The organism is Salinisphaera hydrothermalis C41B8, assembly GCF_000732535.1.
Classification (GTDB): Bacteria; Pseudomonadota; Gammaproteobacteria; order Nevskiales; family Salinisphaeraceae; genus Salinisphaera; species Salinisphaera hydrothermalis.
In genome coordinates, this window is sequence record NZ_APNK01000005.1 from 23,110 (window position 1) to 35,559 (window position 12,450).

Here is a 12,450-nt window from a genome sequence, read left to right on the forward strand (position 1 = left end):
CGGCCGCGGCCCGAGGGCCGCGATCGGGAAAACGCCGGTTCGGATGGCGTCGCGACCGGCGAATCAATAGCCAGCTGCGAGCCCCGCCGGGCGCCGACGATCGTTGGCGCCTTCCAGCGTGCCGTCGGCGTGGCGAAGGATGGCCTCGTCCGCGCCCCAGGAGCGCACCACGTGGAAGCTATGCCCCATGGCTTCGAGCTTCTGCTTGACCGAATCCGTCAGATAACCCGGCTCCACCTTGGTCCGATCCGGCAGCCACTGATTGTGAATGCGCGGCGCGTTGACCGCCTGCTGCACGTTCATGCCGAAATCGATCACGTTGAGCATGCTCTCGAGCGTGGTCGAGATGATGGTCGAGCCACCGGGGCTGCCGGTGACCATGAACAGGTTGCCGTTCTTGAGCACCAGCGAGGGCGACATCGACGACAACGGCCGCTTGCCGCCCTCGACCTGATTAGCCTTGCCCTGCACCAGCCCGAACGCATTCGGCACCCCGGGCTTGGCTGTGAAATCGTCCATCTCGTTGTTGAGGAAGAAGCCCGTGTTGCCGGCGATATGACCGTTACCGAACAGATAGTTGATGGTATAGGTCACGCTCACGGCGTTGCCCTGGTCGTCGACCACCGAATACTGCGTGGTGTGCTGACCCTCTCGCGGCCCGAGGCTACCGTGAATCTGCGACGACGGCGTTGCCTCGTCGGGATTGATGCTGTCGCGCAGCTGGGCCAGGTGATCGGCCGACAGCAGCTTGTCGATCGGGTTGTGCACGAACGCAGGGTCGCCCAGATAGGTATTGCGATCGGCGAACGCCCGTCGTTCGGCCTCGATCAGATAATGCGACGTCTTGACCGAACCGTAACCCCATTGCTGTAACGGCAGCGGATCGAGAATGCCCAGAATCTCGCAGATCGTGGTTCCACCCGAACTTGGCGGCGGCGTCGAGACCACGGTATAGCCGTGATAGCCACAGGTGACCGGTTGGCCCCACGGTGCGGTGTAGTCGGCAAAATCCTGCAGGGTCAGGATACCGCCGTGGGCCTTGCTGGCCTTGACCACCGCTTTAGCGATGGCGCCGTGATAGAACGCTTTCGTGCCCTGTTTCGAGATCAACGACAGCGTATGCGCGAGCTGGGGCTGCTTGAGGGTGTCGCCGACCTGATACGGCTTGCCGTGATTGAGAAAGATCTTGGCGACGTTGGGCTGGTCGGCGAAGTCGTCACTGCGCTCGTGCAGGATGTTCACGTCGCCCTGTTCCAGAGTGAAGCCCTGGCGCGCCAGCCGAATCGCCGGCGCCATCAGTTGTTTTCGGCTCATGGTGCCAAAACGCCGGCGCGCTTCTTCCAGCCCCATCACCGTGCCCGGGACGCCGGTGCCGAGATAAGTCTTTGTACTGCGGCCGTCCACGACGTTGCCATCCGCATCTTGGAAAAGCGTGGGTGTGGCTTTTTCGGGCGCTTTCTCGCGGAAATCGAGAAACAGGTTGCGTTCTGGATGATCCGCCGACTTGGCCAGATGCAACACCATGAAGCCCCCACCGCCGATGTTGCCGCAGCAGGGATGGACCACGGCCAGCGCGTAGCCGACCGCTACGGCCGCGTCCACCGCGTTGCCGCCCTGCTTGAGCACGTTGACGCCAACTTTCGTGGCCAGATGCTGGGCCGTCACCACCATCGCGTGCTGGGCGCTGACCGGTTGTGCCTTCGCCAGCGCCTGGCGCGTGGTCGGCGGCGCGGTGACGTCCAGCGCGCTGGCGGATATGCCCGAATCGCTCGGCGTTGCGGCGATCGATACGCCCGTGCTCAAACCGATCGCGACGATGGTTGCCCCGCCGATCATCCCCAGGCGGCGCAAGAATCCCTTAAACATGAAACGCATACCGAGCTGAAATCTCTCGAGCCACTATAGCGGGCTCACGCAGCAGACGGCACCCCGGCCTTGCGTCAAAACGCTACCGGATCGACCGTACGGGCCGATCCGGCAGGTCCGGACACAACGTCGAACGGACGGCTCAATCCGGCACGTAGGCCGACGCCGGCAACAAGCCCTCACGTTTGAACTCGGCCCAGAGTTCGGCCGGAATATCGGTCTCGAACAACGCCTTGTTCTGCGGAATCCGCTCCGGCTTGCTGGCACCGGGGATGATCGAGTCCACCGCCGGATGAGCCGCCGAGAACTGTAACGCGGCAGCCTTGAGATCCACGCCGTGGCCACGGCAGATCTCGGCCATCCGATCGCGCGTACGTATCGATTCCTCGGTCGCCTTCTGATAGAGATAATGATCGCCGCCGGCGAGCAGTCCCGACCCGAACGGCGCCCCGACCACCACGCTCACGTCGCGATCGAGGCAACGCGGAAACAGCTCGTCCGCCCCCGCCGTGTTGAGCAGGTGATACTGGGTCGCGAGCAGGAATACGTCGGGATCCGCCTCGTCCAGCGCCCGCAGGCAAGGCTCGATGGTGTTCACGCCCAGCCCCCAGCCGTGGATAAGCCCCTGGTCGCGCATTTCGGTGAGCGCCCTGGCCGCGCCGGCCATGGCAGTGGCGAAATAATCGGTCCACGCATCGCCCAGCGCGTCCGGCGAAAGATCGTGGATATAGACGATGTCGAGATAGCCCACACCCATGCGCTGGAGGCTGTCGTGCACGGCCTGCTTCGCGCCGTCGTAGGAATAATCCAGGCGGCGCTTGAAATATAGCCCGCCCACGAACGGGCCGGTGGCCTCGGGCTCTTCGGCCGGTTCGAGCACGCGCCCGACTTTGGTCGAGAGCACATATTCGGAGCGCGGCTTGCGCGCCAGGAACGAACCAAAGCGCTGCTCCGACAGCCCGGCCCCGTAGTGCGGCGCCGTGTCGTAGTAGCGAATACCGTGCTGCCAAGCCGTGGCCAGCGTCTCGCGGGCCCGGTCGTCGTCCGAATGCGCATACATATCGCCCAGCGGTGCGCCGCCGAAGCCCATGCGATCCAGAGTCGGGCCAGAATGCTTGAAGTCGCTCATATATCCTCCTGAGCGGTGGATGAGTCGTTGGCGGCCGCGTCGTCGGCCCGACGCGGCCGGGTTCGGAAATCGGTTATTCGCGCTCTTCCGGCGGGGTCGCGCTCGCCTCGTCCAGCGTGGTCACAGCCGCCTCGTCTAGCGTGATCGAGGTCGCCGTGACGAGCTGGTCGAACTGCGACTTCGACGTGGCCGATACGATCGGCGCGGTTACGCTCCGACGCTGGATGAGCCAGGCCAGCGCGATGGCCGCCGGCGTGGTGTCGTAGCGCGCGGCGACGTCGTCCAGCGCGGCGAGAATCCGCATGCCGCGGTCGTCGAAGTACTTGTCCACGAACGGCGCACGCGCCCGGCCTTCGGCATCGGCCCGGCTGCGATATTTGCCGGTCAGAAAACCGCTGGCGAGCGAGAAATACGGCGTCACGCCCAGATCGTGCTCGATGCAGATCTCGGCCAGATCGTTTTCGAAATCGAATCGATCGTAAAGATTGTAGAACGGCTGCAGCACTTCATAACGCGGCACCTCGAGATCGCGTGCCGCGCCCAGCGCCGACACCAGCCGCGCGCCGTCATAGTTGGACGCGCCGATGTTACGGACCTTGCCGTCCGAGATCAGCCGGTCGAACGCTTCCATGGTTTCGTCGAGCGGCGTGGTGTCGTCATCGGTATGGGCAAAGTACAGATCGAGATAATCGGTGTTCAGACGGCGCAGCGAGTTCTCGATTTCGGTCGTGATCCACTCGCGCGACAGCCCTTCACCCTGATCGGGCATTTCCATGCCGACCTTGCTGGCCAACACGATGCGATCGCGATTGCCGCGTTCGGCGAGATAACGCCCGAGCAGCGCTTCCGATTCGCCGCCCGAATGGCCTTCAGCCCATTTCGAGTAGACGTCGGCGGTATCGATCATGTTGAAGCCGGCATCCAGCCAGGCATCGATCATGTCGAAGCTGTCTTTTTCGTTCAGCGTCCAGCCGAACACATTGCCGCCGAAGATCAGCGGGGCGGTCTTGAGTTCGGTCAGACCCAGGGTGCGATATTCCATGTTGGCTCCATTGCATGAATCGATTCGGTTGCAAAACGGCAGCGGCGCTATCCGTCGAGGCTCGGGATGCCGTGTTCCCAGAGCGCGACCAAACGCGGCGGCGCGTCGGTTTCGTCGATCGTGAGCTGCTCGGTGGGCGTAGTGAGATCGTCCCCCGCGAACAGCTCAAGTCGGAAGAAGCGCTGGTCACCCCGACCCGGGCGTGCCGTGGCGCGCTCGCGCGCCACGTCGACCAGCTCGGCCAGGCGCTGTTGCTGTCGGCCCGGCTGGCAATCACCCCAGGCGAATTCCCGCGCCCGCATCAGACCCGGCGCCGCGACCAGCCCGCCCTCGCGGGTCAGCCGAAAACGAGAGTCAGGGGGCAGCGCGCCAGGCTTCGCCATGACCGCATCAGACCTCGGCCGGCGTGACGCCCACGTCGCTCCAGGCTTGGCTCACGATGTCGGCAAGCTCCCGGCCGGCGTGTTCGCGTGCGTTGGCGAGCGTCACGCCCGCGAATTGAGCGAAATCGGCGTTTTCGGTCAATCGATGATCGTTGAGCGTGGCGTACCACACCGGGCCGACCGTTTCCCAGCTGTATCCACCGGCCGCCATCGCGGCCCGATAGAAGGCATGGTTCGGAATCCCGGAATTGATATGCACGCCGCCGTTATCCTGACGGGTCTCGACATAGTGAGCCATGGTGGCCGGTTGCGGATCGCGACCCAGTGTTGGATCGTCGTAGGCGGTCCCCGGCCGGGCCAGCGAACGCAGCGCCGCGCCGTGAACCTGATCGGTGAGCAGTTCAGCACCGATGAGCCAGTCGGCTTCGGCAGCCGTCTGGCCGGCCGCATACTGGGCCGTCATCACGCCGAACACGTCGGACACGGATTCGTTGAGCGCGCCCGACTGGTCCTGATACGCCAGCCCGGCCGTGGCCTCGGTCACGCCGTGGGTGAGTTCGTGGGCGACGACATCCAGCGAACGCGTAAACGGTCGGAAAATCCGGCCGTCTCCATCACCAAAGACCATTTCGCGTCCGTTCCAGAACGCGTTGTCGTAGTGACGCCCGTAATGCACGCTGCCGTCCAGCGCCAGTCCGTGGTTGTCGATCGAGTTGCGGTCGAACACTTCCTTATAGAACCGCCATGTCCGGCCGAGATCGTCGTAGGCCTCGTTGACTTCGCGGTCGTCGGCGGCGGCCTCATCCTCGCGCCGAACCATCCGCCCGGGAAGATCCTGCGTATGGCCGGCATCGTAGATCGTGCGGCGCAGTTCATCGGCCGCCTCTGGAAGCGCTGTGACGGCGGTCAACCGCATGCGCTGTAGTGCTTCGTTCGCGCGCTGTGTTTCCAGCACACATTGCTTGATGTCGTCGGGCGCGTGCTGTGCCAGACGCTCGAGAATATGCGGCGGCACGATGCCGCTGCGGCGATGACGGGTCGAAACCATGGCTGGCCTCGGAAAAACGAGAGACTGATTGCATCATGCACCCGACAATCTCCCTGCGCATCCCGTCGTACACGGATGGCAGCTGGGTTAATCTCAACGCCATTGACCACCGCCCCGCCGGAGATCGCCATGCGCCGCCTATTGCTATTTGCCACCGGGCTCGCCCTGCTCGCCACCAGCCCGTTCGCCGCGGCGCAGAGCAATACGCCGGGCAAACCCGGTGATCTGTCGGCCACGCGCGCCCTGTTCGACCAGCTCGATGCCAACGGCGACGGCTACCTGTCGCGTGCCGAAGCCAGCGCTGTCGAACCGATCGCGAACATGTACGACTCGATGGATACCAACGCCACCCTGGAAAAACAGGCCCAGCACAGTAATCCCGGCATCGACTACGCCCAGTTCAAGGCGGGCATCGAAGCGGCCCGTTCGAGCGGCGCCTTCGGCCCGGCCGTCTCCGGGGGACAAACCTATCTGGTGTACCCGGACGGCCACCGTGTCCAGGTCAAACCCGGCGCGAACCCGAATGCCGGCGACAACAACGGCGACACATCGAATCACTGACCACCAATGCGTTTACTCCGATGGATCGCGCCAGTCGTGCTCGCCGCGGGCTGGATCGCGCTACCGGCCGCGGCGCACAATCCCAACGCGCTCTGGCAGATCGTGCACGGCCGCTGCGTGCCAGCCGCCAAGGCGGGCGACGGAACCGGCCCCTGTGCTCGCGTCGATAGGCGTGACGGTTATGCGCTGCTCAAGGATCGGGTCGGCCCGCTGCAATACCTGCTAATCCCGACGATTCGGGTGTCCGGAATCGAAAGCCCGACGCTACTCGAACCGCATGCCCCGCCTTATCTGGCCGAGGCGTGGCACGATCGCCATATCATGGCAAAACGCTTCGGCCACCCGATTGCCGACGACGACATCATGCTGGCGCTGAACTCGCCGCATGGACGCACGCAAAACCAGCTGCACATTCATATTTCCTGCATCGCGCCCGACGTGAAGCGCGCCCTGGCGAACATGGCCTCCGACATCGGCGCGGACTGGACACCGTTGCCACGGCCACTGGCCGGCCATCGCTATATCGCACGCCGCGTGACGCCGACCGCGCTGCAACGCAGCGGCGCCGCCCGCCTGCTGGCGCGCCATGACGATGCCGACGAACATATGGGCGATTATGGGCTGGCACTGACTCGGGTGGACGGCGCCGGTCTCGTGCTGCTGGCCACTCGCGTGCATCGGCTGGCCGGCAATTTCGCCTCGCCGGAGGAGCTGGAATCACATGCCTGCCATGTTCTGCCCGGCATCGCGGAGTTCCATGCCCCGGCCGCGCCGCAGGCCAACGAATAATCGGCCGCCCTCATGCCATCCATATCATCGGTCGATTCTCCGCGTCGTTTCGTCTATGCCACGCTGCTGGCGGTGGCGTTCATCATCTACGGCTCGTTGTATCCGTTCCGGTTTCACGACGCCTCGTTCATCGCTGCGGTCCAGACCCTGTTTCTGTCGTACCACATGCACGATCAGCCGCTGTCCGGCCTGATCGCCAATATCGTGCTCTACATGCCTCTGGGGCTGTTCTTCGTCCCCGCACAAAGGCATACCCGTGCAGCCTGGCGACAAGTGCTGCTCGCTACGCTTCTTGGCACGGCGCTGAGCACGAGCATCGAGCTCACGCAATTTTTCGACCAAGGCCGCGTTACCACGCTCACGGATGTGTTGCCCAACGTGCTCGGTACGCTCGCGGGGGCTCTCCTATCGCTGCCCCTGACGCGATGGCTCAACCAGCGTGTCGATATGAACTCGCCGGCACGCCAAACGGCCGCCCTGTTATTGCTGGCGTATCTGGGCTACCGACTGTTTCCCTACGTACCGACGCTGGATCTGCATGCCTACTGGCGAGCGATCAAACCGGTGGTCGTACATCCGACGCTCCACGCCTTCGATATCGCCTCCTATACAGTGATATGGACCGTTGTCGCTGCCCTGCTGGCCGATCTGGCGGGGCGCGAGCGTAGCCGCTGGCTCATCGTCGTCGCGATGCTGGGCGTGCTTTCGGCCAAGGTCATCATTACGCATAACCGATTGTCGTTATCCGAAATCGTGGCCCTGCCCATTGCCGTGATCGCCTGGCAGATCATCGCCGGCGCGCCCCGGCGTACCGGGGGCGTTCTGTTGGCCATACTGCTGGCACTGGTCGTGCTGGGCGATCGCCTGCTGCCTTTCGACTGGCAGTCGAACGCGCATCACTTCGACTGGATTCCCTTTTTCTCGATCCTCCACGGGTCGATGGCCGCAAATACGCAGGCTCTGGCCGACAAGCTGTTCCTCTACACCAGCCTCGTCTGGCTGCTTTCGGTGGCCGGGCTCCGGCACGCCGCCGCCGGGGCCATGGTCGCGGCGGGGCTGTTCATCACCAGCCTGCTCGAAACCCATCTGCCCGGACGTTCGGCGGAAATCACGGATGCCCTGATTGCGCTGGCCGCGGCGGCCGTACTTTCGTGGCTGGCGAGCACACGGGCAACCGCCTCCGAAGGCCCGCGTCGCGGCGCCGGAAATATCGTCCCGGCGGATTGACGCGCATCCGCGTCAGCCGAGCGCGTCGAGCACCCCGACCGCCAGCAACAACGCGGCGCCGGCGATCTGCATGCCAGTCAGGGTCTCGCCAGCGAACAGCGCGGACGAAACCACGCCGACCAGGACTTCGCTCATCAACAGAATACCGACGCGTGCCGGCTCAAGCCGAGTCGTGGCCCAAACCAGCGCCAGCATGGAGCCGATCCACCAGACCGTAGCGGCTGCCAACGCCCAGGCCCCGGTCGCCCCATCGGCATGAATCGGCCCGGTTGAGCCCACCGGCAGCAGCGCCCAGACCAACAGACCGGCCGTCAACGCGCCGGCGGCAAATACGGCGCTGCCCGGCCACGGTGCCAGCTCACCCCGAACCCGCATACCGACGGACGAGATCGACCACAACACGCCCGCGGCCAGCCCGAGCCACTCGCCGGGCGCATGAGGCAACGGCACGCCGCCGTCCGCGCCGAGCACCAGCACCAGACCGACCAGGCCGAGCGCGATCACCGCATAGCGCAGACGCGGCACCGGCCAGCGCAGGACGAACGCGGTGATCATCGTGGTCCAGACCGGCGTCAGATAAAACAACAGAATGACCGAGCTCACCCGCCCTTCGACCAGCCCAATGGAATAGAGCATGAAGGCCGCACCGCCGGTGGCGCTGGCCGCGAGCGCCAAGCCGTCGGCGTGCCCAATCGGCTCGCGGCGAAGCAACAGGGCGACGATCAGAATAGCCAGCGCGATCGCCACGACGACCAGCGAGCCGGTGGCGCCGGTAAGCCCCGCCGCGGCCAGCGCACGTACCGGGATCCAGTACAGCCCCCAGAGACAGCCGGCGCCGAGCACGCAGAGGCTCGCCAAACCGACATGACGATCGTTCGACATGTTGCGTTGAGTCACGGATTCAATTCGCGATGCTACCAGCCCGGCTCCGTCAGGCAGGCGGCAACAGACGTGCAAACTCCGGATGATCGAGACACCAGCGCACGGTGGCCGCGAGCCCTTCATCGAGACCGATGCGCGGCTGCCAGCCGAGCGTATCGCGGATCCGGCGCGTATCCAGCGCATAGCGCTGATCGTGGCCGGCTCGATCGGCGACGAACCGAATGCGCTCGGCTACCGGCGCGTGGGCCGGCGCGAGGCGATCGACGATGGCTGCGATGCGCTGCACCAGATCGCGATTCGTGCAGACCCGGCCGGTGGCGATGTTGTAACGCTGGCCGGCCTCGCCCGCGGTGAACACCCGTGCGATGGCTGCCGCGTGATCGTCGACGTGCAGCCAATCGCGCATCTGCCCGCCGTTGCCGTAGACCGGCAACAGCCCGCCCGTGAGCGCGCGATAGATCGCGACCGGCACCAGCTTTTCGGGATACTGGAACGGACCGTAGGTATTGGCGCCGTGGGTCACCAGCGTCGGCAGGCCGTAAGTCACGCGCCAGGCCCGGACCAGATGATCGGCCGCTGCCTTGCTCGCGGCATACGGTGAGTTCGGGGCATAGGGGCTGGATTCGTCGAAGACATCGCTCGGCCCGGCGCTGCCATAGACCTCGTCGGTGGATACCTGCAGCCAGCGAAACGCATCGGCCCGCGCGCCGGGCAATCGGTCACGGTGGCGTCGCGCGGCTTCCAGCAGCACCTGGGTGCCGCCGACATTGGTCTCAACGAAAACGGCCGGGCCCGCGATCGAACGATCGACGTGCGACTCGGCCGCGAGGTGGATCACGCCATCCGGATCGTGGGTCTCGAATACCGCCGCCATGGCAGCCGCATCGCGCACGTCCGCGTGCACGAACACATGATGGGCGTCATGCTCGACGTCGCCGAGCGCGCCAGGCAGCGCGGCATAGGTCAACGCATCGACGTTGATCACGACATGCCGTCGATCGGCCAGCAGGTGGCGGACCAGCGCCGAACCGATGAACCCGGCGCCGCCGGTGACGAGGATACGCAAATCGGCTCCTGGGGCCTGTCGCTATTTCGCTGCGTTACCGCCCAGGCGATACGAGCTCAACGGCCGCGGGGCGCCGGCCCATTAGCCGTCGGCGCCCCGCGGCCCGACGCCGGCAGGCTTATTCGCCGAGCCGTGGCGACGTCACGTAGCGATGCCAGGGATGCTCTTCGACAAAACCGAGCATCTCGCGGATCTTGCGATTGGAATACAGCGCTTCGTATTCGCCCAGCTCGCCGCGAACCGGCACATCCGGATAGAACTCCTCGATGATCTCAGCGGTCGTCAGATCCACCGAATTGTGGTCGTTGCCAGCGTTGAACATCTGATAACCGAGGCCATCGGTGGCCAGACAGCGATCGACGATCTGGCCCAGATCACGTGCATCGATATAGCAGAAGATATTGCGCCGACGCAGCGACGGATCGTCGAAATAACGCGGGAAATAGGTGGCGTATTCGTGCGGCTCGATCACGTTGCCGATACGCAGGCCATAGATATCCGCACCGCTACGCTTGGCGAACGCCCGCGCCGTCGCTTCGTTGCAGACCTTCGACATGGCATAGCTATCGATCGGATCGGTCGGATGATCCTCGGTCACCGGCAGGAAATCCGGCTTGACCTCGCCTTCGGCGAAACAGATGCCGTAAGTCGTCTCCGACGAGGCGAACACGATCTTGCGCACACCGAGTTTGGTCGCAGCCTCGAGCACGTTGTAGGTACCGACCGCGTTGACGCGATAGGTTTCGTTGTCCGGGGTGACCAGAATCCGCGGGATTGCGGCGAAATGCACCACGGCATCGAAGGGTTTCGGCCCGCCGTTGGCCTCGTCGAGCTCGCCGAGATGGGCATACGCGGTCAGCGCGTTGAACATCTGGCCCGCGTCGGTGATATCGGCGACCAGGTTGTGGACACGCGGATCGTCCAGCGGCGTGCGATCGATATTGACCACGGTATGGCCGCGATCCAGCAAATAAGGCACCACATGGCGGCCGGCCTTGCCGGAGCCGCCGGTGAACAGAATGCGAAGACTCATACGCGTTCATCTTGTGTACAAAGATGCCGCTATCCTGACACAGCCGTTGTATCAGCGGCCTTTTCCCATTATTCGCCATTCGTTGCATGCCGGCCTCCGATCCCGATATCTCGCGGCCGAACGCGAGCACAGCCCCCTATTCCGAGCTCGATTCATCGCGCGGCCGCCCCGGGCGCCCGGCCATGCCGCCGCGCTACCTCTGGGCCGCGTTGATTACAGCGGCCGTGATCGTCTACGGCTCGCTCAACCCGTTCGATTTCTATGCCGGACGCGGCGGCAATCCGGTGCTGTTTCTTTTGGCGCACTGGCGTACCCCGGCTCAATCGCCGGCCGGATTCGTGGCCAACATCGTGCTGTATCTGCCACTCGGGTTGTTCATCGGGCTCGCCGGGTCGGATCGGCATCGAGCCTCACGGGTCGTTCTGGCAGCGGGCCTGACCAGTCTCGCTCTCTGCGTCAGCGTCGAACTCGTCCAGTTTTACGACTGGGGCCGCCAGACCACGCTCACCGATGTCTATCTCAACGTGCTGGGCGGCGCGCTGGGTGGCTGGATCGCGACCCGCATACCGGCGCGCCTGCGACAACCGGTCGGCGACCTGCGTCAGCCCGGCGTCTGGGCCCTACTGGCGGCGTTCGGCGTGATCGAGCTCTATCCGTTCGTGCCCACGCTCAACACCGGGTGGTATGCGGACGCGCTCAGCTCGTTGTGGCGACACCCGCATATCGATCCGCTGGGCCTGGCGCGCGAGACGCTGCGCTGGCTTGTCGCTGCCTGCCTGTTCGGCCAGCTCATCGGCGCGCGCCGTACGCGCGTGCTATTGCCGATCATCATGCTCGTCGTGTTCTGTGCCCAGATCGTGATGCTGAATATCTGGCTGTCGATCACGGAATGGACCGGCGCGCTGATCGCGCTGGCCCTGTGGCTCGGGCTGGCCACGCAGCCCCGCCAACGACGCGCCGGCGTTATCGCCGCGGCTCTGGCCCTTGTCCTGCTCGCCGAGCATTTGCTGCCCTGGCACGAGCAATCCGGCGCGCCTCTTGGTTCGGTATTCGGCTTCGCCGACGTGGACGGGCTTTCGCCGATCGCCACCGCGCGCCATGTCATTGCCCATTTCTACGCGGCCGGCGCGCTTGTCTGGCTGACTGCGATCGCTGGCGTCGGCCGGTGGCGCGCAGCCGTCGGCACGGCTATGTTCTTTCTCGGCCTCGCGCTGATCCAAACCCGAGATGCCGGCCACCCGCCGGGTCTGACCGATACGCTGCTCGCCGTGCTGGCCGGCGTGTTGTTTATCGGGGCCGGCGATCGCGACGAGCCGGTTTAGGGCGTGTCGTCACGAGAGACACCACCGCATGAGGCCCGCCCATCGTGTCAGGCAAGACGCATGCCGCCGAGCGTGGCGGGCCCCACGGTCAAGGCATGCAAC

12 protein-coding genes are annotated in these 12,450 nt (G+C 64.9%); 4 read left to right on the plus strand and 8 right to left on the minus strand.

From position 1 onward, the window contains the following. Positions 1-63: 63 nt before the first annotated feature. From ggt to C41B8_RS05175, 5 genes are all read right to left on the minus strand, one after another. Positions 64-1,866, minus strand: coding sequence for a gamma-glutamyltransferase (gene ggt / locus C41B8_RS05155; protein WP_232226000.1), 1,803 nt, complete (start codon positions 1,864-1,866; stop codon positions 64-66). Positions 1,867-2,008: 142 nt separating this feature from the next. Then, positions 2,009-2,995: an aldo/keto reductase gene (locus tag C41B8_RS05160; RefSeq protein WP_051883117.1), complete on the minus strand. Its 987-nt coding sequence runs from the start codon at positions 2,993-2,995 to the stop codon at positions 2,009-2,011. 73 nt (positions 2,996-3,068) lie between these two features. Continuing rightward, entirely contained in the window at positions 3,069-4,037 is a 969-nt protein-coding gene (locus C41B8_RS05165) for an aldo/keto reductase (protein ID WP_037335067.1), read from the minus strand. A 47-nt stretch (positions 4,038-4,084) separates the two neighbouring features. Continuing rightward, the gene (locus C41B8_RS05170) at positions 4,085-4,420 is read right to left on the minus strand and encodes a protealysin inhibitor emfourin (protein WP_037335070.1); all 336 of its coding nucleotides are present in this window, start codon (positions 4,418-4,420) and stop codon (positions 4,085-4,087) included. A gap of 7 nt (positions 4,421-4,427) precedes the next feature. Next, the gene (locus tag C41B8_RS05175) at positions 4,428-5,468 is read right to left on the minus strand and encodes a M4 family metallopeptidase (RefSeq protein ID WP_037335073.1); all 1,041 of its coding nucleotides are present in this window, start codon (positions 5,466-5,468) and stop codon (positions 4,428-4,430) included. Positions 5,469-5,597: 129 nt separating this feature from the next. Between C41B8_RS05175 and C41B8_RS05180 the strand changes: the two genes are divergently transcribed. From C41B8_RS05180 to C41B8_RS05190, 3 genes are read left to right on the plus strand one after another with little or no spacing between them, the layout of a single operon-like run. Then, positions 5,598-6,029, plus strand: coding sequence for an EF-hand domain-containing protein (locus C41B8_RS05180; protein ID WP_037335075.1), 432 nt, complete (start codon positions 5,598-5,600; stop codon positions 6,027-6,029). 6 nt (positions 6,030-6,035) lie between these two features. Further along, positions 6,036-6,818 carry a CDP-diacylglycerol diphosphatase gene (locus C41B8_RS05185; protein ID WP_051883118.1) on the plus strand — a complete coding sequence of 261 codons (783 nt, stop codon included), beginning with the start codon at positions 6,036-6,038 and terminating at the stop codon, positions 6,816-6,818. Between the two features lie 12 nt (positions 6,819-6,830). Next, positions 6,831-8,045, plus strand: a complete 1,215-nt coding sequence (locus C41B8_RS05190; protein WP_037335078.1) for a VanZ family protein — start codon at positions 6,831-6,833, stop codon at positions 8,043-8,045. 12 nt (positions 8,046-8,057) lie between these two features. Here C41B8_RS05190 and C41B8_RS05195 read toward each other — a convergent pair whose 3' ends face one another. The 3 genes from C41B8_RS05195 to C41B8_RS05205 form a co-directional block, all read right to left on the minus strand. Then, complete coding sequence (locus C41B8_RS05195; RefSeq protein WP_198025061.1) at positions 8,058-8,942, minus strand: DMT family transporter; 885 nt, start codon at positions 8,940-8,942, stop codon at positions 8,058-8,060. A gap of 34 nt (positions 8,943-8,976) precedes the next feature. After that, positions 8,977-9,993, minus strand: a complete 1,017-nt coding sequence (gene rfbB, locus C41B8_RS05200; protein WP_037335082.1) for a dTDP-glucose 4,6-dehydratase — start codon at positions 9,991-9,993, stop codon at positions 8,977-8,979. Positions 9,994-10,111: 118 nt separating this feature from the next. After that, on the minus strand, positions 10,112-11,026 hold the full coding sequence (locus C41B8_RS05205) for an NAD-dependent epimerase/dehydratase family protein (RefSeq protein ID WP_037335084.1): 915 nt from the start codon (positions 11,024-11,026) through the stop codon (positions 10,112-10,114). Between the two features lie 182 nt (positions 11,027-11,208). Between C41B8_RS05205 and C41B8_RS05210 the strand changes: the two genes are divergently transcribed. Next, a complete protein-coding gene (locus tag C41B8_RS05210; protein ID WP_232226001.1) occupies positions 11,209-12,348 on the plus strand; it encodes a VanZ family protein in 1,140 nt (379 codons plus the stop codon). Positions 12,349-12,450: the final 102 nt, after the last annotated feature.